The organism is Streptomyces sp. PL-29 (genome assembly GCF_058344425.1).
On sequence record NZ_CP136996.1, the window covers coordinates 1,239,030 to 1,264,804 of the forward strand.

General features: G+C 72.6%; 25 protein-coding genes and 2 tRNA genes. 8 read left to right on the plus strand and 19 right to left on the minus strand.

Annotated features, from left to right (window positions below; genetic code table 11):
• Window positions 1-106 precede the first annotated feature (106 nt).
• From yajC to pgsA, 11 genes are all read right to left on the minus strand, one after another.
• On the minus strand, window positions 107-550 hold the full coding sequence (gene yajC / locus R4Z63_RS05620) for a preprotein translocase subunit YajC (protein WP_384453522.1): 444 nt from the start codon (window positions 548-550) through the stop codon (window positions 107-109).
• A 165-nt stretch (window positions 551-715) separates the two neighbouring features.
• Window positions 716-1,777: a Holliday junction branch migration DNA helicase RuvB gene (ruvB, locus tag R4Z63_RS05625; RefSeq protein WP_037926063.1), complete on the minus strand. Its 1,062-nt coding sequence runs from the start codon at window positions 1,775-1,777 to the stop codon at window positions 716-718.
• A gap of 136 nt (window positions 1,778-1,913) precedes the next feature.
• A complete protein-coding gene (gene ruvA / locus R4Z63_RS05630; RefSeq protein WP_384453519.1) occupies window positions 1,914-2,537 on the minus strand; it encodes a Holliday junction branch migration protein RuvA in 624 nt (207 codons plus the stop codon).
• Entirely contained in the window at window positions 2,534-3,073 is a 540-nt protein-coding gene (gene ruvC / locus R4Z63_RS05635; protein ID WP_384453516.1) for a crossover junction endodeoxyribonuclease RuvC, read from the minus strand. Before ruvC ends, ruvA begins: the two co-directional genes overlap by 4 nt.
• A gap of 173 nt (window positions 3,074-3,246) precedes the next feature.
• Window positions 3,247-3,999, minus strand: a complete 753-nt coding sequence (locus tag R4Z63_RS05640; RefSeq protein ID WP_037926051.1) for a YebC/PmpR family DNA-binding transcriptional regulator — start codon at window positions 3,997-3,999, stop codon at window positions 3,247-3,249.
• 57 nt (window positions 4,000-4,056) lie between these two features.
• Complete coding sequence (gene pdxT, locus R4Z63_RS05645; protein ID WP_037926049.1) at window positions 4,057-4,650, minus strand: pyridoxal 5'-phosphate synthase glutaminase subunit PdxT; 594 nt, start codon at window positions 4,648-4,650, stop codon at window positions 4,057-4,059.
• A 7-nt stretch (window positions 4,651-4,657) separates the two neighbouring features.
• Window positions 4,658-5,575: a pyridoxal 5'-phosphate synthase lyase subunit PdxS gene (pdxS, locus tag R4Z63_RS05650; protein ID WP_037926047.1), complete on the minus strand. Its 918-nt coding sequence runs from the start codon at window positions 5,573-5,575 to the stop codon at window positions 4,658-4,660.
• A 117-nt stretch (window positions 5,576-5,692) separates the two neighbouring features.
• Window positions 5,693-6,235, minus strand: coding sequence for a LemA family protein (locus R4Z63_RS05655; RefSeq protein WP_037926044.1), 543 nt, complete (start codon window positions 6,233-6,235; stop codon window positions 5,693-5,695).
• A gap of 239 nt (window positions 6,236-6,474) precedes the next feature.
• Entirely contained in the window at window positions 6,475-7,647 is a 1,173-nt protein-coding gene (locus tag R4Z63_RS05660) for a glycosyltransferase family 4 protein (RefSeq protein ID WP_384453511.1), read from the minus strand.
• Complete coding sequence (locus tag R4Z63_RS05665; RefSeq protein ID WP_384453508.1) at window positions 7,644-8,549, minus strand: phosphatidylinositol mannoside acyltransferase; 906 nt, start codon at window positions 8,547-8,549, stop codon at window positions 7,644-7,646. Before R4Z63_RS05665 ends, R4Z63_RS05660 begins: the two co-directional genes overlap by 4 nt.
• A complete protein-coding gene (pgsA, locus tag R4Z63_RS05670; protein ID WP_384453505.1) occupies window positions 8,549-9,211 on the minus strand; it encodes a phosphatidylinositol phosphate synthase in 663 nt (220 codons plus the stop codon). Before pgsA ends, R4Z63_RS05665 begins: the two co-directional genes overlap by 1 nt.
• A 280-nt stretch (window positions 9,212-9,491) precedes the next feature.
• Here pgsA and R4Z63_RS05675 point away from each other — a divergent pair, with 280 nt between their 5' ends.
• Complete coding sequence (locus R4Z63_RS05675; RefSeq protein WP_384453502.1) at window positions 9,492-11,696, plus strand: elongation factor G-like protein EF-G2; 2,205 nt, start codon at window positions 9,492-9,494, stop codon at window positions 11,694-11,696.
• A 140-nt stretch (window positions 11,697-11,836) separates the two neighbouring features.
• A complete protein-coding gene (locus R4Z63_RS05680; protein WP_037926032.1) occupies window positions 11,837-13,501 on the plus strand; it encodes an AbeC-like domain-containing protein in 1,665 nt (554 codons plus the stop codon).
• Window positions 13,502-13,503: 2 nt separating this feature from the next.
• Here R4Z63_RS05680 and R4Z63_RS05685 read toward each other — a convergent pair whose 3' ends face one another.
• Entirely contained in the window at window positions 13,504-14,064 is a 561-nt protein-coding gene (locus tag R4Z63_RS05685; protein ID WP_037926028.1) for an HIT family protein, read from the minus strand.
• Window positions 14,065-14,136: 72 nt separating this feature from the next.
• A complete protein-coding gene (thrS, locus tag R4Z63_RS05690; protein WP_384451738.1) occupies window positions 14,137-16,113 on the minus strand; it encodes a threonine--tRNA ligase in 1,977 nt (658 codons plus the stop codon).
• 239 nt (window positions 16,114-16,352) lie between these two features.
• Between thrS and R4Z63_RS05695 the strand changes: the two genes are divergently transcribed.
• Window positions 16,353-16,865 (plus strand): GNAT family N-acetyltransferase, encoded by a 513-nt coding sequence (locus R4Z63_RS05695; RefSeq protein WP_384451741.1) that lies wholly within the window; start codon window positions 16,353-16,355, stop codon window positions 16,863-16,865.
• Here R4Z63_RS05695 and R4Z63_RS05700 read toward each other — a convergent pair.
• Window positions 16,807-18,045 (minus strand): hypothetical protein, encoded by a 1,239-nt coding sequence (locus R4Z63_RS05700; protein ID WP_106967656.1) that lies wholly within the window; start codon window positions 18,043-18,045, stop codon window positions 16,807-16,809. The two genes, R4Z63_RS05695 and R4Z63_RS05700, sit on opposite strands and share 59 nt — an antisense overlap.
• Window positions 18,045-18,659 carry a DUF4365 domain-containing protein gene (locus R4Z63_RS05705; RefSeq protein ID WP_037926023.1) on the minus strand — a complete coding sequence of 205 codons (615 nt, stop codon included), beginning with the start codon at window positions 18,657-18,659 and terminating at the stop codon, window positions 18,045-18,047. Before R4Z63_RS05705 ends, R4Z63_RS05700 begins: the two co-directional genes overlap by 1 nt.
• A 234-nt stretch (window positions 18,660-18,893) precedes the next feature.
• Here R4Z63_RS05705 and R4Z63_RS05710 point away from each other — a divergent pair, with 234 nt between their 5' ends.
• Window positions 18,894-19,619 carry a 3'-5' exonuclease gene (locus R4Z63_RS05710; RefSeq protein ID WP_037926019.1) on the plus strand — a complete coding sequence of 242 codons (726 nt, stop codon included), beginning with the start codon at window positions 18,894-18,896 and terminating at the stop codon, window positions 19,617-19,619.
• A 62-nt stretch (window positions 19,620-19,681) separates the two neighbouring features.
• On the opposite strand, the gene R4Z63_RS05715 is transcribed toward R4Z63_RS05710, so the two are convergent.
• Window positions 19,682-19,753: transfer RNA gene (locus tag R4Z63_RS05715), tRNA-Val, on the minus strand.
• Window positions 19,754-19,892: 139 nt separating this feature from the next.
• Here R4Z63_RS05715 and R4Z63_RS05720 point away from each other — a divergent pair.
• Window positions 19,893-22,247, plus strand: coding sequence for an SCO7613 C-terminal domain-containing membrane protein (locus R4Z63_RS05720; RefSeq protein ID WP_384451746.1), 2,355 nt, complete (start codon window positions 19,893-19,895; stop codon window positions 22,245-22,247).
• A 76-nt stretch (window positions 22,248-22,323) separates the two neighbouring features.
• Here the strand turns inward: R4Z63_RS05720 and R4Z63_RS05725 are convergent.
• A tRNA-Val gene (locus R4Z63_RS05725) sits at window positions 22,324-22,395 on the minus strand.
• 46 nt (window positions 22,396-22,441) lie between these two features.
• Window positions 22,442-22,912: a TIGR02611 family protein gene (locus R4Z63_RS05730; protein WP_384451749.1), complete on the minus strand. Its 471-nt coding sequence runs from the start codon at window positions 22,910-22,912 to the stop codon at window positions 22,442-22,444.
• A gap of 176 nt (window positions 22,913-23,088) precedes the next feature.
• Here R4Z63_RS05730 and R4Z63_RS05735 point away from each other — a divergent pair, with 176 nt between their 5' ends.
• The gene (locus R4Z63_RS05735) at window positions 23,089-23,502 is read left to right on the plus strand and encodes an SsgA family sporulation/cell division regulator (protein ID WP_030011909.1); all 414 of its coding nucleotides are present in this window, start codon (window positions 23,089-23,091) and stop codon (window positions 23,500-23,502) included.
• A gap of 197 nt (window positions 23,503-23,699) precedes the next feature.
• A complete protein-coding gene (locus tag R4Z63_RS05740) occupies window positions 23,700-24,320 on the plus strand; it encodes a CGNR zinc finger domain-containing protein (protein WP_384451751.1) in 621 nt (206 codons plus the stop codon).
• 256 nt (window positions 24,321-24,576) lie between these two features.
• Here the strand turns inward: R4Z63_RS05740 and R4Z63_RS05745 are convergent, their stop codons facing one another.
• Entirely contained in the window at window positions 24,577-25,020 is a 444-nt protein-coding gene (locus R4Z63_RS05745; RefSeq protein ID WP_037926007.1) for a hypothetical protein, read from the minus strand.
• A gap of 216 nt (window positions 25,021-25,236) precedes the next feature.
• Between R4Z63_RS05745 and R4Z63_RS05750 the strand changes: the two genes are divergently transcribed.
• Window positions 25,237-25,731, plus strand: coding sequence for a DsbA family protein (locus tag R4Z63_RS05750; protein ID WP_037926005.1), 495 nt, complete (start codon window positions 25,237-25,239; stop codon window positions 25,729-25,731).
• Window positions 25,732-25,775 lie beyond the last annotated feature (44 nt).

Below are 25,775 nucleotides of genomic sequence, written 5' to 3' on the forward strand. Positions count from 1 at the left end.
GACGGCCACGAAATGTGTGGTGGGGACCCCTGCCCCCCGCAGAAGTGTCACTGACGGGGACCGTACCGACCGCCGGTCGGGCGACCGCACGGTCCCCGGCCGCGCGCTACTTCGCGCCGGCCTCGCCGTCGGCCTTGCCGTCCTCGGGCTTGTCGTCGCCCTTGGGCTCGTCCTTCTTGCCCAGGTCCAGCTTCGGCGACCCGTCCTCGTCCTTGGTGAGGGACGAGACGTCGTCCGGCACGGCGGGCGTGTCGGTCGTCACGTCGTCGATGCCGTGAACGATGCGGTTGTACTCCGCGTCCTCCAGTACGGCGCCGATGGCGTTCTTCGCGTAGATCGCGTGGACGCCGGGAGCCACCTCAAGGGTGACCGTGTCGTCACCGATCTCCTTCACCGTGGCGTACATGCCGCCGATGGTGCGGACCCCGGTGCCGGGCGTCATCTGGTCGCGCATCTGCGCGGCCTGCTGCTGCTTCTTCTTCGCGGAGCGGGTCATCAGGAACATCGCCCCGATGAGCACGATGAACGGGAGGAGTGTCACGAGATTCACGGGACGGAAATCCTTCGCACGACCGCACGCGGACGGCGGCCTTTTCTACGGGGGTGGGCACGCCGACCCGAAGGGTCGGCATCGGCGGAGTCTAGGCGAGTCCGCACCGATGGAACAACGCCCAGCATGGCACCGCAGTTCCTGAGGGGGCGAACCTCCGCGCCGTCATGGCCCGAACAGGCCCTGTTGCCCCGTTGATCCGCTTCCGCCGTGCTGCGGTGCGACAAGGCCCAGGTGAGCCCAGGCGGCGGGGGTCGCGACCCGGCCCCTGGGGGTGCGCGCGAGCAGTCCCTCACGGACCAGGAAGGGTTCCGCGACCTCCTCGACGGTCTCCCGCTCCTCCCCCACCGCCACGGCGAGGGTGGACAGCCCCACGGGCCCACCCCCGAACAGTTTCAGGAGCGCCTCCAGAACGGCCCGGTCCAGCCGGTCGAGACCGCGGGCGTCCACCTCGTACACCTGCAGGGCGCTGGCGGCGACCTCCCGGTTGATCGCCCCGTCCGCCCGGACCTGGGCGTAGTCGCGCACGCGGCGCAGCAGGCGGTTGGCGATGCGCGGGGTGCCCCGCGAGCGTCCGGCGATCTCGGCCGCACCGGCGGTGTCGATCTCCACATCGAGGAGGCGGGCGGAGCGGTGGACGACGCGCTCCAGTTCCTCGGGGGCGTAGAACTCCATGTGGCCGGTGAAGCCGAAGCGGTCGCGCAGCGGCGGAGGCAGCAGTCCGGCCCGGGTCGTGGCGCCGACCAGGGTGAAGGGCGGCAGCTCCAGCGGGATCGCGGTGGCCCCGGGCCCCTTGCCGACGATCACGTCGACGCGGAAATCCTCCATGGCCATGTAGAGCATCTCCTCGGCGGGCCGGGACATGCGGTGGATCTCGTCGAGGAAGAGGACTTCGCCCTCCTGGAGGGAGGACAGGATCGCGGCGAGGTCCCCGGCGTGCTGGATGGCGGGGCCGGAGGTGATCCGAATGGGCGCCCCCATCTCGGCTGCGATGATCATGGACAGGGTGGTCTTGCCGAGTCCGGGGGCGCCCGACAGCAGGACGTGGTCCGCCGTGGCCCCGCGCTGCTTGGCCGCCTTCAGGACCAGGTCCAGCTGCTGGCGGACCTTCTCCTGGCCGACGAACTCCCCCAGGTCCTTGGGGCGCAGGGCCGCCTCGACCGCGGTGTCCTCACCATCCGCCGCGGCGGCCACGATCCGGTCGTCGCTCTCGTCATCCCAGTTCACGCTGTCAGTCTGCCTTCTGCGTCATTGCGGTGGTCGGTCCGGGGTGCCCGCGGATCGCGCGCCTGCGCCGGGCGGCGTGGGCTGCCGCCCTGCGTGCGGGCCGGGGCGTGTGCGCCCCGCGCCGTTGCCGGCCCCGTCAGCGGGCGCGGTTCAGGGACTGGAGGGCCGCCCGCAGCAACTGGGGCACGGGGGCCGAGCCGCCGGAGGCGATGGCGGCCTCCGCCTGCGGGGTCACGATCACCACGGCCTCCTCCGCCTCCCGTGAGGCGTAGCCGAGGCCGATCAGAGCGGCCGTGAGCTGCTCGGTCCAGGGTGCGGGCGCCGCTGCGACCGCCCGCTGGGCGCCCACGACCGGGGCGGGTGCGCCCAGCTTGCCCTTGAGTTCGAGCAGCAGCTTCTGCGCGCCCTTCGGCCCGATGCCCGGCACCGCCGTCAGCGCCTTGGCGTCGCCGGAGGCGAAGGCCGCCCGCAGGGCGTCGGGGGTGTGCACGCCGAGCATGGCCTGCGCCACGCGTGGTCCGACGCCGCTCGCGGTCTGCAGGAGTTCGAAGACCTGGCGCTCGTCGTCGTCGGCGAAGCCGTACAGGGTCAGCGAGTCCTCCCGGACGACCAGGGAGGTCGCCAGCCGGGCCTGCTCCCCCACGCGCAGGCCGGCGATGGTGTTCGGCGTGCAGTGCACGGCCATACCCACTCCCCCGACCTCGATCACGGCGAGGGCGGGGGTGAGCGCGGCGACCACGCCGTTGACGAAGGCGATCATCGGGTACGGCCTTTCGGGGCGTGCTGGGCGTGCTGGGCGACCGCCTCCTGGAGGCGGTTGACGGCAGGGGCCCGCCAGATGTGGCAGACGGCCAGCGCCAGGGCGTCGGCCGCATCGGCGGGCCGGGGAGGTCCGGACAGCCGCAGCAAGCGGGTGACCATCGCGCCGACCTGGGCCTTGTCGGCCCGGCCGCTGCCGGTGACGGCGGCCTTGACCTCGCTGGGTGTGTGCAGGGCGACCGGTATCCCGCGGCGGGCGGCGCAGAGCATCGCGACGGCGCTCGCCTGGGCGGTGCCCATCACGGTGCTGACGTTGTGCTGGCTGAAGACCCGCTCCACGGCGACGACGTCGGGCCGGTGCGTGTCGAGCCATTCCTCGATGCCCTGCTCGACGGCGACGAGCCGGTGGGCCAGATCGGCGTCGGCGGGCGTCCGCACCACCCCCACGCCGAGCATGGTGAGGGGGCGACCGGCGGCGCCTTCGACCACGCCGACCCCGCATCGTGTCAGCCCCGGGTCCACGCCCAGTACCCGCACCGCCCACCCCTCTTCACCGCAAGGACCCTGCCGCCTCCGCGGGCCCTGTGGGCTGCGGACCGCCGGCGCGGACCCGCCGACGCCGTCAGGCTATCCGCTGGCACTGACAACGGCGGCGGGCCGGGGGGACGTGTCCCCACCGGCCCGCCGGATCCGCTCGGTGCGCGGCCGCCCTACGCGTCGACCTTCTCCATGACCTCGTCCGAGACGTCGAAGTTGGCGAAGACGTTCTGGACGTCGTCGCTGTCCTCAAGCGCGTCGATCAGCTTGAAGATCTTGCGGGCGCCCTCTTCGTCGAGCTCGACCTGCATGGTCGGGACGAAGCTGGAGTCGGCCGAGTCGTAGTCGATGCCGGCGTCCTGGAGCGCGGTGCGGACCGCGACCAGGTCGGTGGCCTCACTGATGATCTCGAAGGTGTCGCCGTTGTCGTTGACCTCTTCGGCACCGGCCTCCAGCACCGCGCCGAGGACGTCGTCCTCGGTGAGCTCGGCCTTGGGCAGGATGATGACACCCTTGCGGTTGAACAGGTACGAGACCGAGCCCGGGTCGGCCATCGAGCCGCCGTTGCGGGTCATGGCGACACGGACGTCGGACGCGGCGCGGTTGCGGTTGTCGGTGAGGCACTCGATGAGCACCGCGACACCGTTCGGACCGTAGCCCTCGTACATGATCGTCTCGTAGTCGGCGCCGCCGGCCTCGAGGCCGCCGCCGCGCTTGACCGCGGAGTCGATGTTCTTGTTCGGGACCGACTGCTTCTTAGCCTTCTGGACCGCGTCGAAAAGCGTCGGGTTGCCGTCGATGTCGGCACCGCCCATGCGCGCCGCGACCTCGATGTTCTTGATCAGCTTCGCGAAGAGCTTGCCGCGCTTGGCATCGATCACGGCCTTCTTGTGCTTCGTCGTAGCCCATTTAGAGTGGCCGGACATCCGCCTGTCTCCTTCGCGTAACCAACAGTGTTCGTCCCCGATCCTACCGGGAGCTCGTCACAGCCCCGCGCGCACCATCTCGACGAAGTACGCGTGGACCCGGTCGTCGCCGGTCAGTTCGGGGTGGAACGAGGTCGCCAGGACGTTGCCCTGGCGCACGGCCACCGTGTGGCCGTCGTAGGTGGCGAGCACCTCGGCGGCGCCGCCGACGGACTCGACCCACGGGGCGCGGATGAAGACGCCCTCGACGGGTCCGCCCTCGATGCCCGCGAAGTCGACCTGCGCTTCGAAGGACTCGTTCTGTCGGCCGAAGGCGTTGCGGCGCACGATCATGTCGATGCCGCCCAGGGTCTCCTGGTCGTCACGGCCGTCGAGAAGCTTGTCGGCGAGCATGATCATGCCTGCGCAGGTGCCGTACACGGGCATGCCGGCGGCCACGCGCTCGCGCAGCGGCTCCAGCATGCCGAAGAGCACGGCGAGCTTCGACATGGTCGTGGACTCTCCGCCGGGGATCACCAGGGCGTCGACCTCGGCGAGCTCCTCGGGGCGCCGGACCGGCCTGGCCACGGCGTCCGCCGCGGCCAGGGCGATCAGGTGCTCCCGTACGTCGCCCTGGAGGGCCAGGACACCGATCACGGGGGTGTTGGTCATGTCGGGACTACCAGCCGCGGTTGGCGTAGCGCTCGGCCTCGGGGAGGGTGTCGCAGTTGATGCCGACCATGGCCTCGCCCAGGTTGCGGGAGGCGTCCGCGATGACCTTCGGGTCGTCGAAGAAGGTGGTGGCCTTCACGATGGCGGCGGCGCGCTTGGCCGGGTCGCCGGACTTGAAGATGCCGGAGCCGACGAAGACGCCCTCGGCGCCGAGCTGGCGCATCAGGGCGGCGTCGGCCGGGGTGGCGACACCACCGGCGGAGAACAGCACGACGGGGAGCTTGCCGAGCTCGGCGACCTCCTTGACGAGCTCGTACGGGGCGCGCAGCTCCTTGGCGGCGGCGTACAGCTCGTTGTTGTCGAAGCCGCGCAGCTTGGCGATCTCGTTCTTGATCTGGCGCAGGTGGCGGACGGCCTCGACGACGTTGCCGGTGCCGGCCTCGCCCTTCGAGCGGATCATGGCCGCACCCTCGGCGATGCGGCGCAGGGCCTCGCCGAGGTTGGTGGCGCCGCAGACGAAGGGGGTGGTGAAGGCCCACTTGTCGGAGTGGTTGACCTCGTCGGCCGGGGTCAGGACCTCGGACTCGTCGATGTAGTCGACACCGAGCGACTGCAGGACCTGGGCCTCGACGAAGTGGCCGATGCGGGACTTGGCCATCACGGGGATGGACACGGCCCCGATGATCTCCTCGATCATGTTGGGGTCGGACATGCGCGCGACGCCGCCGTCCTTGCGGATGTCGGCGGGGACCCGCTCCAGAGCCATGACGGCCACGGCGCCGGCGTCCTCGGCGATCTTCGCCTGCTCGGCGTTGACCACGTCCATGATCACGCCGCCCTTCAGCTGCTCGGCCATGCCGCGCTTGACGCGCGAGGTGCCGATCGCCGACTCGGCGGACTGGGGGGAGGTGGGAAGCGTGCTCACGGATTGACCTCACTCGAAAGGAAGACGGGTACTACTCGGCCGAGGAAACCCCAGCGGATCAGTCCACTACAAGGGCCAATGTGGAGCCAGTGGCTCTTTCATTTGTCCCTCGTGGCTCTAAGCGGGCCGGTCCGCCAGGTCCGCCGGGGGCTCGTCGTCCATCTCGAAGGCCAGCGGGAACGGCGCGTGTCCGGCCAGTCTGAACCAGCGGACCTTGCGGTGGCGGCGCAGCGCGCGGGCGGCCCGTACGGCGTCGTTGTGGAACCTGCGGGCCATCGGCACCCGGCGGACGGCCGCCGCCAGCTCCTCGGTCGCCTGCGCCCCGCCGGGAGCCGCCTTCAGCACCTCGACCTGGTCGGTGTCGGCGAATACCGCCCGCAGCGCCTGGCTGAGCTCGCTCTCGGCGACCTCCCGGTGGTCCTCCTCGGCCTGCCGGGCGGCGTGCGCGGCCTCGTACAGCACCAGCGAGGAGGCCGGGTCGAGCGCCCCGGAGGTGGCCACCTCAAGCACCACGGAGGCACGCCGGACGAGCTGCGCGTCGAGCGCGGCCCGCGAGGCGTCCATGCGCGAGTGCAGCCGGTCCAGCCGCCCGGCGGTCCAGCTGAGGTAGACGCCGATGACAGCGAGGGCCAGGGCGATCCAGACAAGGGTTTCGATCACGCTGCGCGACCCTACCGCTCCGCACGTCCCCGGCTCCCACCGGGCCGACCGGGCCCGATCCGGGCGCGCCGCCTGCGCGGTCCGCGCAACCCGAGGGGGACGGGGAACGCCAGGTCACCCGCGGACCCGCGGGCTGCCCGCCGATCGCGCCGGCGGGCGTCCTCGCGGCGGGCGCCCCGGCCGCGCTCGGGGCGGGCCCGACGGCCGGTGCCGGCCCCCGGCCGGGCCGGTGCCGCCGGTCAGGACTCCTGAGCGTCCCGGGAGAAGCCGAGGCGGGTGCGGAGCGGGACGTGCTCGTCGGCGCCCACCGCGGCCGCGCCGTCCGTCACCGTCTCGTAAACCGCCAGGATGTCCGCCCCGACCGTCGACCAGTCGAAGCGGCGGACGTGCGCCGAGCCGCTGGCGCTGAGCCGCGCCCGGCGCTCCGGGTCCCGCAGGAGGGCGATGGCTCCCGCCGCCAGGGCGTCCGCGTTCTCGTTGGCGAAGAGGTCGCCGGCCCCGCCCTGGTCCAGGACCTGCGCGAAGGCGTCCAGGTCGGACGCCAGCACCGCGGCGCCCGCCGACAGGGCCTCGACCAGGATGATCCCGAAGCTCTCGCCTCCGGTGTTCGGGGCGACGTACACGTCGACGCTGCGCAGCAGCCTGGCCTTGTCCTCGTCCGAGACCATCCCGAGGAACTCGACGCGCGAGCGCAGGCCCGGCGGCAGCGAGGCCACCGCCTCCTCCTCGTCACCGCGGCCCGCGACCAGCAGCCGCACGTCCGGGCAGGCCTCCACGATCTTCGGGAAGGCCGCCATCAGCACCGGCAGGCCCTTGCGCGGCTCGTCGATGCGGCCGATGAAGCCGAGTGTCCGGCCGCTCCATTCCGCCTTCGGCTCGGCCTTCGCGAAGAAGTCCACGTCGACGCCGTTGGGGATCACCACGGCGTCCCCGCCCAGGTGCTCCACGAGGGTGCGACGCGCGTACTCGCTCACCGCGATCCGCGCGCTGATCTTCTCCAGCGCAGGCTGCAGGATCGGGTAGGCGGCGATCATCGCCCGGGAGCGCGGGTTGGAGGTGTGGAAGGTGGCCACGATCGGTCCCTGGGCGGCCCAGCAGGACAGCAGTCCCAGCGACGGCGAGGCCGGCTCGTGGATGTGGATGACGTCGAAGGTGCCGTCGTGCAGCCAGCGCCGGACCCGGGCGGCGGAGAGGAAGCCGAAGTTCAGCCGGGCCACGGATCCGTTGTACGGCACGGGCACGGCGCGGCCCGCCGAGACCACGTAGGGCGGGAGCGGGGTTTCGTCGTCGGCCGGGGCCAGCACCGAGACCTCGTGGCCGAGGCCGATCAGGTGCTCGGCCAGGTCCCGGATGTGGAACTGGACTCCGCCCGGCACGTCCCACGAGTACGGGCACACGATGCCGATCTTCACGGCGTGCGCTCCTCCAGGTCGTCCAGCCAGAGGCGCTGGAGCATGTGCCAGTCCTCCGGGTGCTCGGCGATGCCCCACGCGAAGGCGTCCGCCACCGCTTGTGTCATCACGGTGGTCTTCTCCGCCCGGGTCCCGGTCTTCGGGACCTCCACCTCGGGGTGGATCCGGCCGTACATCTTCGGCGTGTCGCCGTAGTGCAGGGTGGCCGGGATCAGCACCGCGCCGGTCTGCTGGGCCAGCAGCGCCGGCCCGGCCGGCATGCGGGCCGTCGCACCGAAGAAGTCCACCTCGACCCCGGAGGCCGACAGGTCGCGGTCCGCGACCAGGCAGACCAGGCCGCCCGAGCGCAACCGCCGCGCCAGGATGCCGAAGGCGGCGCCGCCGCTGTGCGGCAGGACCTCCATGCCCAGGCTCTCGCGGTAGGCGACGAAGCGGTCGTAGAGGGTCTCGGGTTTGAGCCGTTCGGCGACGGTGGTGAACGGCACCCCGAGGTGGCCGATGGCCCAGGCGCCGGCGAGGTCCCAGTTGGCGAGGTGCGGCAGGGCGACGACGACCCCGCGCCCGGAGGCGAGGGCCTCGCGCAGGATGTGCTCGTCCTTGAACTCCACGTCCGTGCTGAACCGCTTCGGGTCCATCGTGGGCAGCCGGAAGGATTCCATCCAGTACCGCATGTACGAACGCATGCCGGCCTTGGAGAGCTCGCGCAGCCGCTCCGGCCCGGCGTCGGACACCACCCGGGCCAGGTTGGACTCCAGCCGCAGCACGCTCGTGCCGCGGCGCTTCCACGCGAAGTCCGCGATCCGCCGGCCCAGCGCCACGGCGGCCGGCTCGGGCAGCTTCTTGACTCCGGCCCAGCCGAGCCCGTAGAGCCCGTCGACCAGCTTGTCCTGTGCCGCGCCCATCAGGCGGTACCCCCTTCGGGGGCGGCCGCGGCGTCGGCCTCGGCGGACTCGCGGCGCACGGTGACCACGCGCTGGACCAGCGTGACGAGCGAGCCGACGGCAACCACCCACAGGGCGATCGGCAGGAGGATCCCGATCCAGGACGGCACCCCGAAGGCCTGCAGACCCGACAGCCCGGCCGCGACCAGCGAGATGACCAGGCGTTCGGCGCGCTCGATGAGTCCGTTGACGGCCACGGGCAGCCCGATCGACTCGCCGCGCGCCTTGGTGTACGACACCACCTGGCCGCTGGCCAGGCAGAAGATCGCCACCGCGCACAGCGCGTTGTCGTCACCGTTGCCGGCGTACCAGAGGGCGAGGCCGCCGAAGATCGCCGCGTCGGCCACCCGGTCGAGGGTGGAGTCGAGGAAGGCGCCCCAGCGGCTGGAGATCCCGGCCTGGCGGGCCATGTTCCCGTCGACGAGGTCGGAGAAGACGAAGAGGGTGATGGTGATGGTGCCCCAGAAGAACTCCCCGCGGGGGAAGAAGACCAGCGCGCCCGCCACCACTCCGGCCGTGCCGATCAGGGTGACCGCGTCCGGGCTCACCCCCCGCCGGAGCAGAAATGCGGCGAATGGCGTGAGAACACGCGTGAAGAATGCACGCGCGTACTTGTTCAGCATGGCCTTCCCGGAGGGTCGCTGGGCCGCACGGCCACCACGGCCACCGGCTGGCCCATCGTAGCCAGCACGCCGCCGCCGGAGCGCCGCGCACCCACCGGTTCTCGCCCGGTAAGGCGCTCGTCACGCCGCGGACCGCCGCGGGCGCCCCCTGCGTACGTCTCCGGTACGACGTATGGACGCGGTGTGACAGCAGTGCAAAGCTCGTAGAACCGCGCATTCCTCATGCGCGGGGACAAGGAACCCACCCTCCTCACCGTCACCACCGGGAGGCACGAGCACCATGGGAGCCACATCACACCAAGCCGGAGCCGCCGGCAGGGCACTGACGGCCGACCGTCCCTCTTCCCTACGGAACGTCGTGCTGGTCGGCCACAGCGGATCCGGCAAGACCACGCTGGTCGAGGCCCTCGCCCTGACCGCAGGAGCGGTCAACCGGGCCGGTCGGGTCGAGGACGGCGCCACCGTCTCCGACTACGACGAGATGGAACACCGGCGCCAGCGGTCCATCCAGCTCTCCCTCGTCCCCGTCGAATGGGACGGAATCAAGATCAACATCTTGGACACCCCCGGATACGCCGACTTCGTCGGGGAGCTCAGGGCCGGTCTGCGCGCCGCGGACGCGGCCCTTTTCGTGGTTTCGGCCTCGGACGGGATCGACGGCGCCACCCGCATGGTCTGGGACGAGTGCGAGGCCGTCGGCATGCCCCGCGCCATCGTCGTGACCCACCTGGAGGCCGCGCGCTCGGACTACACGCAGATGACCACCGTGTGCGGCGAGATCTTCGGTGCGGACGACCCGGACGCGGTCATCCCCCTCTACCTCCCCCTGCACGGCCCCGCCGGCCCGGACGGGCACGCGCCGGTCACCGGACTGCTCGGCCTGCTCTCGCAGCGCGTGTACGAGTACGCCTCCGGCGAGCGGGTGGAGCGTGCCCCGGACCCGGACGAGCGGGAGCTCATCACCGAGGCCCGCGCACGCCTGATCGAGGCGATCATCGCCGAGAGCGAGAACGAGACCCTCATGGACCGCTACCTCGGCGGCGAGGACATCGACCTCAAGACGCTCGTCGACGACCTGGAGCGGGCCGTCGCGCGCGGCACCTTCCACCCCGTCCTGATGGCCGCTCCGGCGGCCGACGGCGCCCGTCAGGGGCTCGGCACGGTGGAACTCCTCGAACTGATCACGGGCGGCTTCCCGACCCCGCTGGAGCGCCCCGCCGTCACGGTCACCCGCCCCGACGGCTCCGCCCGCCCCGACGCCGTCTGCGACCCCGACGGGCCGTTGGTCGCCGAGGTCGTCAAGACCTCCTCCGACCCCTACGTCGGCCGCGTCTCCCTCGTACGCGTCTTCTCCGGCACCCTGACCCCCGAGGAGACCGTCCACGTCAGCGGGCACGGCCCGGCCGACCGGAACCAGGAGGACCCTGCGCTCCACGAGGCCGACGAACGGATCGGAACCCTCACCGCCCCCTTCGGCAAACAGCAGCGCGCCCTCGGCAGGTGCATCGCCGGAGACCTGGCCTGCGTGGCCAGGCTCAGTCGCGCGGAGACCGGCGACACCCTCTCCGCCAAGGACGATCCGCTCCTGATGGCCCCCTGGACCATGCCCGACCCGCTGCTTCCCCTCGCCATCGAGGCCCACAGCAAGGCCGACGAGGACAAGCTCTCGCAGGGACTGGCCCGGCTCGTCGCCGAGGACCCCACCATGCGGCTGGAACAGAACCCGCACACCCACCAGGTCGTCCTGTGGAGCCTCGGCGAGGCCCACCAGGACGTGGCCCTGGAGCGGCTGCGCACCCGCTACGGCGTCCAGGTCGATCCCGTCCCGCACCGGGTGAGCCTGCGCGAGACCTTCGGCGGGAAGGCGGCCGGTCGCGGCCGGCACGTCAAACAGTCGGGCGGCCACGGCCAGTTCGCGATCTGCGAGATCGAGGTCGAGCCGCTCCCGCCCGGCAGCGGCATCGAGTTCGTCGACAAGGTCGTCGGCGGGGCGGTACCCCGCCAGTTCATCCCGTCCGTAGAGAAGGGCGTGCGCAGCCAGGCCGCCCGCGGGGTCGCGGCCGGATACCCGCTGGTCGACGTGCGGATCACCCTCCTCGACGGCAAGGCGCACTCGGTGGACTCCTCGGACGCCGCCTTCCAGACCGCCGGCGCACTCGCCCTGCGTGAGGCCGCGGCGGAGGCCCGGATCGACCTGCTCGAACCGGTCGCCGAGCTCGACGTCCTGATCCCCGACGAGTACGTCGGACCCGTCATGAGCGATCTCGCGGGCCGCCGGGGCCGTGTCGTCGGCACCGACCAGGCCGGTTCCGGCCGTACCCGGGTCCGCGCCGAGATCCCGGAGATAGAGATCGGCCGGTACGCCGTCGAACTGCGCTCCGTCTCGCACGGCACCGGCCGCTTCGCCCGCGCCTACGCCCGGCACGAACCCATGCCGCCACAGATCGCGGAGAAGGTGCGCGAACAGGCCGGGAAGGGAACGTAGTCGGGGGAGCAACGGAGTGCCGCCCACCCAACCCGCTTGCGGCGGGCGGCATTTCCCTGTCCCATGACCATGGGGCGGGATCCGCCGATAGGCTCGTCGGCGCACCAAAAGAGCATGAACGCACAGCGAGGGGGGCAGCGGTGGCGGACGACGGATTCGACTTCAGGCCCGGCGCACAGATTCCACTGCAGAACGGCGGGGGGCAGACGGCGGCGACCAACGCCCTCGCCTCGGCCGCGTACCGGGACGGGGGGCAGGACACCAGGCTCGACGCGATACTCGGGGCCAACAGCGAGAACCACCCGGCGACGGTGAAGCCCCCGAAGCTGTCCCTCTTCGAGCCCAGCCTCGGCGAGGCCTTCTGCCGGGCCGTCGAGGCCCGCACCCTGGGGTCCGGCCGCAAGCCGCTCATCCAGTCCTTCGGTGCCGACCCGCAGACGGTCGTGGAGCACTGCCTGGCGGCATCCCGCATCCGCAAGGAGCGCGACCGCAGGCTCCGGCTGATCATGCTGGTCTGCGGCGTGCTGTTCCTGCCGGGGCTGCTGCTGTGGCTGGGGCTCTTCCAGCTCCGCACCTCGCTGGCCTCGCGGCAGGGCAAGCACTCCTGGCTGGGCACCACGCTCCTGGTCGGCATCGCCGTCGTGGTGGCCGTGCTGATGTTCAGGCTGCCGCTCACCGGCTTCCTCGGCCTGTACGCCCGCGGCATGGTCATCGCCCCCGCACTGGGCTGGCTGCTCGCCCGCCGCACCTGCGAGTCCACCGCCCGCGACCTGCGCGAGCGCTGGGACGGGCTGCTGTCCGGGGGCGGGGTCGCCGCCAAGATCCCACAGGCGGTGCCCGGCAACCCTGATGAGAAGGCCCGCGAGGACCTGCGCCACCAGCTCGCCAAGCTCACCGCGGAGGACCGCAGCAACCAGGTCTTCTACGCCGGCCCCAAGGGCATCCTCGGCATGGGCACCCGCTGGGGCAACTGGCAGATGGCCGAGGAGCTCGCCCCGACGGACGAGAGCAAGGAGATCCACCCCTTCCGCGCCTGGGACGTCATCCGCGCGATCGACGCCCAGCTGCGCAAGCTGGAGCGCGGCCCGCTGCACACCGGCGGCTTCCCGCCCGCCGCGATCCAGCACTGGATCGTCACCCCGGTCGGCGAGGGCGCCGCCGAGGTGGCCCGCCCCACCGGCGAGAACGTCGACGCCTTCCTCGTCAAGCCGCACGAGGTCACCCGCATCTGCAACGAGCAGCAGTTCAACTCGGGGAACCGGCACTACCTGGGCATCCAGTACCCGCTGTGGGACGGCCAGCTGATCATCAACATGCTGGTCACCGTCACCGTGCTGTACAAGACCCTGCGCGTGGACGTCACCGCGCACGCCCTGGGTCCGGTGCACGGCCTGTTCACCACCAAGTCCAAGGCCCCGGTGGTGGAGGTGCCCAAGAGCATCCGCTTCTGGGAGACCGTGGAGAAGCCGCTGCCGCTGGTGGACACCCAGGAGGTGGTGCGGCTCGCCGTGCGGGCACCGCTGACCTGGTACCCGCCGCTCCTCGACTTCTTCGGCGGCAAGCTGGTCCTGCCCGAACCCTTCGGCCTGCGCCACGTCTGGGCGAGCTCGATGTGGCGCCACCGCTTCATGGCCGACGACGCGCTGCGCACGGTGGCCCCGGTGCTGCGGTCGATCCACGCGGCGACCTTCAAGGTCCTGGAGGAGAACGGCGTGGACACCGAGCGCTTCACCAACCGCTCCTCGATCATGAGCGGTCTGATCCAGGAGCCGGCGCCGCGCAAGGCGGACGTCTACGACGCCTAGGGTCAGCCCACGGGCCAGGCGTCGGCGAGCATCTGGCGTGTGTCCGCGAGGAGTTGCGGCAGCACCTTGGTGTGGCCGACCACCGGCATGAAGTTCGTGTCCCCGCCCCAGCGGGGCACGATGTGCTGGTGGAGGTGGGCGGCGATACCGGCGCCGGCCGCCGCGCCCTGGTTCATGCCGATGTTGAAACCGTGCGCACCCGAGGCCTTGCGGAGGGCCACCATCGCCCGCTTGGTGAGGTCGGCCAGTTCGACCGTCTCGGGGGCGTCGAGCTCGGTGTAGTCGGCGACGTGCCGGTACGGCACGACCATCAGGTGGCCGCCGTTGTAGGGGTAGAGGTTCAGCACGGCGTAGACATGCTCGCCCCGGGCCACGACCAGGCCGTCCTGGTCCGTCATCTCCGGAATCCCGCAGAAGGGACAGCCGTCCCCGGCCTCGGGGCCGGTCGGCTTGTTCTCCCCCTGGATGTAGGCCATCCGGTGGGGCGTCCACAGTCGCTGGAACGCGTCCTGCGTGCCGACCCCGATCTGCTGCTCCGGCTCAGTCGTCATGGCAAGCAGCATATGACCTCGCCCGCGCGGACGAGGAAGGCCCCCGGAAAGTGATCACTTTCCGGGGGCCTTCCTCGTCCGGGATCAGACCTGGACGCGGTCTGCGACGACCTTCGCCAGCTTGGCGAGGGCCTGGTCCTTCGGGATGCCGTTCTCCTGCGAACCGTCGCGGTAGCGGAAGGAGACGGTGCCCGCGGCCATGTCCTCGTCACCGACGATGATCATGAACGGGACCTTGAGCTTCTGGTGGTTGCGAATCTTCTTCTGCATCCGGTCGGAGGAGGCGTCCACCTCGACCCGCAGGCCCTGCTTCTTCGCCTCGGCGGCGAACTCCTGGAGGTAGCCGACGTGCCCGTCGCCGATCGGGATGCCGACGGCCTGGACCGGCGCCAGCCACGGCGGCATGGCACCCGCGTAGTGCTCCAGCAGCACCGCGAAGAACCGCTCGATCGAGCCGAACAGCGCCCGGTGGATCATGACCGGCCGCTGGCGCGAGCCGTCCGGGGCGGTGTACTCCAGGTTGAAGCGCTCCGGCAGGTTGAAGTCGAGCTGGACGGTCGACATCTGCCAGGTACGGCCGATGGCATCGCGCGCCTGCACCGAGATCTTCGGCCCGTAGAAGGCCGCGCCGCCCGGGTCGGGGGTCAGCGGGAGGCCCTGCTTCTCGGCGACCTGCTGGAGGACCGCGGTGGCCTCCTCCCAGACCTCGTCCGAGCCGACGAACTTCTCCGGGTCCTTAGTGGAGAGCTCCAGGTAGAAGTCGGTCAGACCGTAGTCGCGCAGCAGGTTCAGCACGAAGGTGAGGGTGCGGTCGAGCTCCTCGGCCATCTGCTCACGGGTGCAGTAGATGTGCGCGTCGTCCTGGGTGAAGCCGCGGGCACGCGTCAGGCCGTGCACCACGCCGGACTTCTCGTACCGGTACACGGTGCCGAACTCGAACAGGCGCAGCGGCAGTTCGCGGTAGGAGCGGCCGCGCGCGTCGAAGATCAGGTTGTGCATCGGGCAGTTCATGGGCTTGAGGTAGTAGTCGGTACCACCATCGAGCTGCATGGGGGGGTACATGCCCTCCGCGTACCAGTCCAGGTGCCCGCTCTTCTCGAAGAGCGCGCCCTTGGTGGCGTGCGGCGAGTAGACGAACTCGTAGCCCTCCTCCTCGTGCCGGCGGCGCGAGTAGTCCTCCATGACCCGGCGGATGATGCCGCCGCGCGGGTGGAAGACGGCGAGGCCGGAGCCGATCTCGTCCGGGATGGAGAAGAGGTCCAGCTCGTTGCCGAGCTTGCGGTGGTCGCGCTTCTCGGCCTCGGCGAGGAAGTCGAGGTGGGCCTTCAGCTCCTCCTTCGACGGCCACGCGGTGCCGTAGATGCGCTGGAGCATCGGGTTCTTCTCGCTGCCGCGCCAGTAGGCGGCCGCGTTGCGCATGAGCTTGAACGCCGGGATGTTGCGGGTGGTGGGCAGGTGGGGACCGCGGCACAGGTCCTTCCAGCACAGCTCGCCGGTCTTGGCGTCCAGGTTGTCGTAGATGGTCAGCTCACCGCCGCCCACCTCGACGTTCGCGCCGTCGTCGGTGGACGCGGAGCCCTTGATGCCGATGAGTTCCAGCTTGTACGGCTCGTCCGCGAGCTCCTCGCGGGCCGCCTCGTCGGTGACGACGCGGCGGGAGAAGCGCTGGCCGCGCTTCTGGATCTCCTGCATCTTCTTCTCGACGGCCTTGAGGTCCTCCGGAGTGAAGGGCCGGGCCACGTCGAAGTCGTAGTAGAAGCCGTCCCGGACCGGCGGGCCGATGCCGAGCTTGGCCTCGGGGAACAGCTCCTGCACGGCCTGCGCCATGACGTGCGCGGTCGAGTGGCGCAGGATGTTCAGGCCGTCCTCGGAGGAGATCTCCACCGGCTCGACGGTCTCGCCGTCCTGCACCTGGTACGCGAGGTCCTTGAGCTCGCCCGCGACCCGGGCGGCGACGATGGTGCGCTCGCCGGCGAAGAGCTCCGCCGCCGTAGTGCCCGTGGCCACCACGCGCTCGTCCCGCTCGGAATCGCGTTGGATGATCACACGGACGTCTGACACCGGTCTCTCCTGACTCAGGGGATGCGCGAGCGAACGCCGCGCGCCTGAATCGTACCGAGCCGAGTGCCCGCGCCGCTAAACGGTTCCGTCCGGGCCCGGCCCGGACCTCCTGCTCACGCCGCCCGGTGGCAGGCGCGGCGCCCCCGGCCGGGCACCAGCCCCGCGCGGCGGAAATTCCGGGACGTCGCCGGAGGCCGCCGGTAGCGTGGGAGCCCGCCCCGACCCCCGGAGGGAATCCCGTGCCGAGCCCGCAGCCCCGCCCACTCGACCTGGGTGACGACGCCACCGCGGCCGCCGTGCACCGGATCGGCCGGGCCGCGTACGCGGTCGAGGCCGGGCTGATCGGTTTCGAGGGCATCCCGGCGCTCGGCGAGAGCCTCGCGCAGATGCGCGCGCGGCCGCTGAACTGGTTCGGCGTCGTCTCCGAGGACGGGGAGCCGGCCGGCTTCCTCGCCTGGGAGGAGGAGTCCGACGGCGGCGTCGGCATCGACCGGCTGTGCGTGGACCCGGCCTTCTTCCGCCGGGGTGTCGCCTCGCTGCTGCTGCGCCACGCCCTGGCCGAGGTCTTCCCCGGCCGCACCGTCCGGGTCGCCACGGGCGCCGCCAACACCCCGGCCGTCCGCCTCTACGAGGCGCTCGGCTTCACCCGCGGTGCCGACTTCTCCCCCGCCCCGGGGCTCGTGATGGCCTCCTTCAGTCGTCCGACGGCAGGACGTCCGCCGGGTCGAAGGGCTCGTCCAGGGACTTCATGAGGCGGTCCCGCTCGACCTCGTCCAGCGGTACGGGGCTCACGTCCGACGCGTCGGTGAGCCGGCGGAAGCCGCCCCGGCGCTGGAGCCGTCCGCTGATCCGGATCGGCAGGCCCACCAGGTGCGCGTGGCCCGCCACCCGGTAGGCCTCCTCGTCGAGCGCCGCCCGAACGTACGGGACCTCCGCCCCGGCCAGGACCCGCAGCCGAACCGTTCCCCCGCCACCCGGCGCCGAGCGCCGCATCCGGACCACCGCCCCCGCGACGCGCACCTGCACGGCCGGCTCGTCGCGCGTGTAGCGCGCCGCGGCCTCCCGCAGGACGGGCAGGTCTCCCGGGGAGAACTCCACCGGCTCCGGCCGGGCGGCGCAGCCTGCCGGCACGCCCGCCGCGGGCGCCCAGGCCAGTGCGACACGGGCCCCTTCCGAGCCCCGCACCAGTGAGATCAACGCCTCGGCGAGCTCCCGGCTGACCCCGGCGGCCACGGCGGCGTCGAAGGCCTCCATGCCTCCGGTGGCCCGCCGGTAGTCCACGGCCTCGCGGGCCGCGTGCAGCGCGTGGTGCAGCCGCGTCACGGTGCCCCGGCCGCCGTCCACCGGGACGTACGCGCTCAGCCGCCGCCCGCCCGGATACGGCCCCACCAGGACGGGCTCCAGGGCCCGTTCGGCCTGGGCCCGGTGGCGGGCACCGTAGTAGCCGGCCCGCGCCCGCGCCGCGAGCGCCCCCGCCAGCAGCAGTTGCCGGGCGGCCTGGCGCAGCTGTTCCTGCACGGTCCAGGCCGCCTCGCCCTCCAGCCCGTTGGCCCCCTGCGGGACCTCCCGCTCCCAGCGGATCTCGTCGCTGGGCACGCTCAGCCCGTAGAGCACCTCTCGCGCGGACGGGACCGTGCTGCGCGTGAGCGCGGTCAGGGCCTCCTCCAGCAGGTCGGCGCAGTCGGGGAAGGCCCGGTTCTCGGGGACGAGCACGCTGGTGCCGGCGGGTCCGGGCGGTGTCCAGCGCCCGTACCGGCCGGCGGCCCCGCCCCGGCGCAGCCAGCCGTGCCGGTGCAGGAGCGCACCGAGCACGGCGGGGTCGACCTGCGCGGGATCGGGCGCGGCGGAGTGCGGGAAGTCCGGGAAGGGCGGCCCGGGGCGGCCGTGGTCCGGGGGCAGCAGCGGTTCGAGGTTCGACGGGTACCGGTGCATCAGGGTGTCCCTCCCGACCCGACCCGGGTCATGATCTCGCAGAGCGCCCGGTCGTCGAAGATCCGCGTGGTCGGGATCCGCACGGTGGTCCGGCGCCGGCCGGTCACGGGGTGTCCGGCGAGATTGGTCCAGTAGCAGCAGTGCCGCAGGTCGAGCCGGTCGTGTCCGGCGGCGAGCCACTGGTCGCGCTCCCGCGGGACGAGCATCACGACGAGGATCTTGTGGACGGCGACCGGGGTGCGGGCCAGCTTCACCAGGTGCTCGTTGTCGAGGGTGAAGGCGAACGTGGGCCCGGGCGGCCTGGGCGGTACCTGGTAGGTCGCCTTCAACTGCACCTTGACGGTGACCTCGTCGTCGACGACGTGCTCGGGGGCGCCGTGGCTGACGTGCCAGTCGACACCGTTGTCGGGGAAGGGCTGGGACAGCGAGCAGCCCGCCGCGGCGGCGACGGCGTGCAGGTATCCCACCTGGAGGGTCTCCATGCAGGCGGTGGTGGCGAGTGTGCCGCGCAGCGGTACCGCCCGCGTCCCGCCCGGTGCGTCCGCACCCGGACCGGTCCGCGGATCGATCTGCCCCGCCAGCACCCCGCCCGGTTCGGGCTGCGCGAGCGCCATGGCCGGCTCCCCATGCCTTCCGGGCTGTGCCGTCGGTGGATGGATGGCTGGATGGGTGGGTGACGACCGGTCATGTGCACGGCCCCCCAGGGTTGTTGTCTCCGCACCCGGGTCGCCGCAAACGGCGTACGGAACAAACAGCCCGGGTATCACCGATTCGGGCAGGGGCGGCACGTTCCGAGGCGGCGGCGCCCGGCTGCACCCCAACTGCCGACCGGGGACGAGGAGTTCGCCATGACACGCTGGTACGAGGGCCCGCTGGCCGCATTCGACACGGAGACCACCGGGGTGGACGTGGAGCAGGACCGGATCGTGTCCGCCGCGCTCATCGTGCAGGAGTGCGCGGGCGGCCGGGTCCGCACGACGCGCTGGCTGGTCAATCCCGGCGTTCCGGTGCCCCCGGGCGCGACGGAAGTGCACGGCCTCACCGACGAGCACCTGCAGCTCCACGGGCGCTGGCCGGCGCCGGTGGTGGAGGAGATAGCCCGTTCGCTCGGGGAACAGCAGGTCGCGGGCCGGCCGGTGGTGGTGATGAACGCGCCGTTCGACCTGACGCTGCTGGACCGGGAGTTGCGCCGGCACCGGGCGTCCTCGCTGTCGCGCTACCTGGACAACCGGCCGCTGACGGTGCTGGACCCGCGGGTGCTGGACAAGCACCTGGACCGGTACCGCAAGGGCCGCCGGACCCTGACGGACCTGTGCGCGCACTACGGGATCGAGCTGGAGGGCGCGCACGACGCGGCGGCGGACGCGATGGCGTCGCTGGAGCTCGTGCGGGCGGTGGGCCGCCGGTTCGCCTCGCGGCTGGAGCGGCTGACGCCGGCAGAGCTGCACACGCTCCAGGCCGTGTGGCACGCGGCGCAGGCGCGCGGGCTCCAGGCGTGGTTCGCACGGCAGGGGACCCCGGAGGCGGTGGACCCGCACTGGCCGCTGCGGCCGGACCTGTCGGCAGCCGCCTAGCCGGACGGGAGTCCCGGACATGCGGAAGGCCGGTCCGTCATGGACGGACCGGCCTGACCCGGTGGGCGATACTGGGATCGAACCAGTGACCCCTTCGGTGTGAACGAAGTGCTCTCCCGCTGAGCTAATCGCCCGGGAACGCACTGAACAATACAGAAGCCTCGGGGCTGGTTCAAACCGCTTCCCCGACCGGGGTCCGCCCGGGAGTACTCAGTGCGCACTTGAGTATCCCCGCCCATGTCCTGACCGGGTGACGGGCGCCACACTCCCCCTATGGACTCCCCTCTGCCGCCGGCCGAAGAGCTGGCGCTCATCGACCGCGAGCTGGCCCAACTCGATGCCCGACGCGTGTACTTGCTGGCCCGCCGGGACTGGCTGCTGCGCCTGCTCCGGCAGCCGGGCGCGGCGGCGGCCCACCGGGAACCCGGCGTGTCCGGCCCGCCCGCTTGGTCCGCCGGCCCCGCGAAGCAGGCCTCGGCCCCCAGCGCGCAGAACGTCCTGCTCACCCTGGGCGCGGTGCTGCTGGCCGTGGCAGCGCTAGCGTTCACGCTGGTCAGCTGGGGCTCGATGGGGATCGCCGGACGCTCCGCAGTACTGGCCGCGGTGACGGCGGCGGCCCTGGCCGCGCCCGTGGCGTTGCTGCGCCGGGGGCTGCGCTCGACGGCGGAGTCGGTGGCCGCCGTGGGGCTGCTGCTGACCGTTCTGGACGCCTACGCGCTGTACGCCGTCGTCCTGCCGGACACCGACGGCACCGGGTACGCGGCCGGCGCGGCCGCGGTGCTGGCGGCGGTGTGGACCGGGTACGGGTCGGTGCTGCGCACGCTGCGGCTGCCGCTGCCGGCGGCGGTGCTCGCGGCGCAGCTGCCGCTGACGCTGGCGGCGATCGCCGGGGACGCGGGCCCGCTGGGGCTCGGCTGGGCGCTGCTGGCGACCGCCGGGCTGGACGCGGCGCTGGCCCTGCGGGTCCGCACGGCGGCAGTCCCGGCGGCGGTGTCGGCGGCGGTGCTGGGCGCCGCGGCCCTGCTGACCGGCGCGGCCCAGTCGTGGTCGGCCGGCTCGGCGGCACAGGCCCTCGCCCCGGCGGCGCTGCTGCTGGCGGGCGCGGCTTTGGGTACGGCGGCGGCCTGGCGGGAGCCGCGCGCAGGGGCCGCCGCAGCGGCGGGCGCCTTGGCGGCGGTGGTGGCCGCGGGCGGCCTGGCCCGGCCGGAACTCGCAGCGGGCTGGACGGGGGTGGCGCACCTGCTGGTGGGGCTGCCGCTGCTGGCGGCGGTGCGGGTCTCCGCGCTGCCGCAGGCGGTACGGCGCGGGTGGGCCCTGGCCGGTGTGGTGGTGGGCGCGCTGGGCTCGCTGGCGGCCGGCGCGGCCGTGCTGCCGGTGCCGGTGGCCCGGCTGCGGGTGCTGGAGCAGGTGTGGGCGGCGACGACCCCGACGACGGGCCCGTTCGCCCCGGGGGTGGCGGCCGCGGTCGCGCTGCTGATGACGGCAGGGGCGGCCTGGTGGCTGTCGCGAGTGACCCCGCGGCCGGAACCCGCGGCGGTGGCCGTGGTCCTGGCCTGGGCGGCTCTGTTCACGGCGCCGATGCTGCTGGGTCTGCCGGTGGCGGTGGTGTTCGCCGCGCAGCTCGCGGTGACGGGCGCGGCGGGGGTCCTCGCCCTGCGCCCCCCGGCGCGGGGGGCCGGGATCGCGGCGGCCGTGTGCGCGCTGGCGGGGGCCGGGAGCGTGTCCCTGGGTGCGCTGGACGGCCGCGCGGCGACCTTCTCGGTCTGGGGGCTGCTGGGCGCGGGCTGTGCGGTGGCAGCGGCGTACGGGCCCGCCGCGCGGTGGCTCCGCGCGGGGGCGGCGGTGTGCGCGGTGGGTTACGCGACGGGGCTGGCGGTGGCCGGGGCCGCGGTGACGGATCTGGCGGTGGTCTGGTGGGCACTGCCGGTGCTCGCGGTCCCGGCGCTCGTGGCGGCGCTCGGGCCGCGGCTGGGAGAGGTCCGGCTGCCGGCCGAGATCGCGGCGGCCGTGTCGGGTGCCCTGGCGCTGGCCCTGTCGGCGGGGCGGCCCGGAAGCCTGGCCCTGGCCCTGGCGCTGGCCGGGGTGGTCTGCGCGGGGGCCGCGGTGCGGCCGGAGCGGCGGATCCTGGGCTGGGCGGCGGGGGCGCTGTTCGCGGCGGCGACGTGGGTGCGGCTGGTGCAGGCCGGGGTGACGGCGCCGGAGGCGTACACGCTGCCGGTCACGGTCCCCGCGCTCGCTGTGGGGCTGCTGCGGCGCCGCCGGGACCCGGAGGCCTCGTCCTGGACGGCCTACGGGCCGGGGCTGGCGGCGACGCTGGTGCCCAGCCTGTCGGCGGCCTGGGGTGACACGGGCTGGGTGCGGCCGCTGGTGCTGGGGGCCGCCGCGCTGGCGGTGACCCTGACGGGCGCGCACCGCAGGCTCCAGGCTCCGCTCCTGCTGGGCGGCGCGGTGCTGGCTGCGGTGGCGGTGCACGAGCTGGCCCCGTACGTGGTGCAGGTCGCGGGGGCGCTGCCGCGCTGGGTGCCGCCGGCCCTGGCGGGCGTGCTGCTGCTGGCGGTGGGGGCGACGTACGAGAAGCGGCTGCGGGACGCGCGCAGGCTCCGGGCCGCGGTCGGCCGGCTGCGGTAGGCGGGCGGGGGCCGCGCCCGGCGGGAACGACAGAGGCCCCGGAGACGGTGAATGTCTCCGGGGCCTCCGGTCCGGGTGGGCGATACTGGGTTCGAACCAGTGACCCCTTCGGTGTGAACGAAGTGCTCTCCCACTGAGCTAATCGCCCGGACGCACCGCAAACATTACCCCATGTCAGCGGTGCTCTTTGACCATCACTGATCCTTGAGGTGCCAGGGCAGCACGAGCCCGTACTTCCACAGGTAGAAGCCGATCAGGGCACCCGCGATGACCAGGCCCGAGGTGGTCAGGATGAGGTTGCGGCGGCGCACCTTCGGGTCGAGCGCCTTCTGCGCCGCCTCGGTGACCTTGCGCTTGGTCCAGCGCAGCACGAGATGGGCCCAGGCGAACTCGGTGGCCCAGATCGCCAGCCCGGCAAAGATCGCGACCCAGCCGGGGCCCGGCAGGACGAGCATGGCGATGCCGGCGACGATCACCGCGAGGCCGACGACGAAGACGCCGACCTGCCAGCTGAGGTGCAGGCCCTTGCTGGCTTTGATGAAGGCGGGCGCCTTCGACACGTGCGGCGTTTCCTCCGCGGTCTGCGCGGCGGCGGGCGCGTTGGTTCCGGTTGCGGTGTCGCCGGCGGCGGACCCATTCGTTCCGCGGTCACTCCCCGTATTCATGGGTCGAATCTACCCGAGCGCGAAGCACACGGGAACGGCGGTTTGGATCCGCCGTCCGAGGGACCCAGAGGTCCGCAAAACGGTCAGAGGGGTTTACAACGACACCGTAGGTGGCATGTCGATTTCGCCGACGTGCGAATCCCCGAGCGCACACTGAGCGAAAGGCCCTGGCGCTTATGAACACCACGGTCAGCTGCGAGCTGCACCTGCGCCTCGTTGTGTCGAGCGAGTCCTCACTGCCTGTTCCCGCGGGCCTGCGGTATGACACGGCCGACCCCTACGCCGTGCACGCCACCTTCCACACCGGCGCCGAGGAGACGGTCGAATGGGTATTCGCCCGCGACCTCCTCGCAGAGGGTCTCCACCGACCCACCGGTACCGGCGACGTCCGCGTCTGGCCCTCCCGCAGTCACGGTCAGGGCGTCGTCTGCATCGCCCTGAGCTCACCGGAGGGAGAAGCACTTCTCGAAGCACCCGCACGAGCCCTGGAGTCGTTCCTCAAGCGGACGGACGCCGCGGTTCCGCCCGGGACCGAGCACCGGCACTTCGACCTCGACAAGGAGCTCTCCCACATCCTGGCCGAAAGCTGAGCCAGTCTCACGGCCGCTCGGCACCGTCCGACTCGGGGCGACGGTGCGGAGCGGACAACCACATACGCGTGCGCCGGCGCTGTTCCCGCGGAAGCCACCCGCGAGGACGGCGCCTGTGCGCTGTGCGGGGACCGGCTATTGTCGGGCGGCATCGGCGGCGCGTCCGTCGCCGCAGGCCGGCCCCCAGGGAGACACCCGTGCAGATCCCACACGACACCCGTCGCGCGCTCGACGTCGTCGTCGCGCTGGTGAACACCGCGGCCGAACCGGACCAGCCCGACGGGCTCTCGGACGTCGGTGCGCTGCGCGGCTTCGTCCAGGAGTACGCGATCAGTGACGTCGGCGAGCTCGGCGCCCGCGACCTGGCCGGTGTCCGGACCGTGCGCTCGAAGTTCGCCCAGGTCTTCGCGGCGCCGACCGCGCGCGCCGCGTCCGTGCTGATCAACGAGCTCGTGGCGACCGCGGGCACCACCCCGCAGCTGACCGACCACGACGGCTACGACTGGCACGTGCACTACTTCGCCCCGGGCGCGTCGGTGGGCGACCACCTGGCGGCCGACGGCGGCATGGCACTCGCCTTCATCGTGGTCTCCGGCGAGCAGGAGCGGCTGCGCCGCTGCGAGGCCCCCGACTGCCGGCGCGCCTTCGTGGACCTCTCGCGGAACCGCTCGCGGCGCTACTGCGACAGCCGGACCTGCGGGAACCGACTGCACGTGGCCGCCTACCGGGCCCGCCGCAAGGAGGCGGACGCGGTGCTGTCAGAGCAGGAAGAGATCGTGCACGGCGGCGAGCAGCAGCAGGATCCCGATCACCGCTAGGAAGATCATCAGCGGCGGCTGGGAGAGTGCGAACAGGCAGCCTCGGGGCTCGTCCGCCACAGGGTCGGGCACCCCGACGGGCACCGCGGAATCACTTTGCGATGTCTCGATCATGTCGCGCCGATGATGACCCAGCGGGCCGCACGGCACGCCTCAACACGCCAATGCGGACGGGGTAGTTCGCTCGATCTTGTGGACGTGTCGCGATCTCGCCCCGCTCACCCGCCCGACGTGCTTCCCCCCGCGGACGGGGTGGTCAGATGCCGTGCTTCTTCAGGATGGCCTCGATGTCGGAGAAGTCGTCCGCGGGGGCGGCGGCCGGCTGGTCGCGGCGGGAGGTGGGGCCGCCGGCGCTCAAGGAGGGCTTGGAGGCGGCCGGGGCGACGGCCTCCGGGGACGCGCCCGCCTTGGCCTTCTTCCGGGCGGGCTTCCCGGAGCCGTCCAGGCCGCGCCGCTCGACGGCGCGGGTGGTGAAGAGGATCAGCCAGGCCAGCCCCAGCAGCCCGAAGCCGATCCAGACGGTCGGGTTGAAGACGATGCCGGTCAGCCATTCCACGACACCCGTCATCACCAGGCCGACCGGCACCAACGCGTACGCGGCGATCCGCGCGGCGGCCAGGAACCGCCTGCGGTAGGCGGTCACCGCGGCGATGCCCAGGCCCGCTGCGGACACCGCGGAGCAAATGGTCTCGGCAAGCATGCGGTCCTCCGGACTCTCGGCGGCAGGGCGGTCTATCCCCGTCCGTCCATCGTGCACCGCCCGTCGGTGCGGGGGCCAGGCACGCGGACTCCCCCATGAGGATCTCCGGGGGATCTCGGGGTCGGTTCTCCTCCCCAGGTGCCGGTCCGGGGCCCGGCGCAGCTCCCGGTGCAGGTCCGGGTACGTGGGGCGGGCGGGGGCTGGGAGACTGTCCGCATGACCGATTCCGTGATCCTCGACGTCTGGTGCGAACTGCAGTGCCCGGACTGCCACCGCGCCCTTGACGACGTCCGCGCCCTGCGCGCCCGCTACGGCGACCGGCTGGACATCAGGCTGCGCCACTTCCCCCTGGAGAAGCACAAGCACGCGTTCGCCGCCGCGCAGGCGGCCGAGGAGGCCGCAGAGCAGGGGCAGGGCTGGCCCTACGCCGAGGCCCTGCTCGCCCGCACCGCGGAGCTGGCCGAGCGGGGCGAGCCGGTGCTGCTGGACGTGGCCCGCGGCCTGGGCCTCGACGTCGAGGAGTTCGACACCGCCCTGATCGACGGCCGGCACATCCTGATCGTCGACGCCGACCAGGCCGAGGGCAAGGCGATCGGGGTGACCGGCACCCCGACGTACGTGATCGACGGCGAGCGCCTCGACGGCGGCAAGAGCCAGGAGGGCCTGCGCGCCCGCATCGAGGAGATCGCCGACCGCGTCCTCGCGGCCTAGGTGGAGTGCGCCGGGATCCCTGTCCGACGGATCAGGGGCGGCCG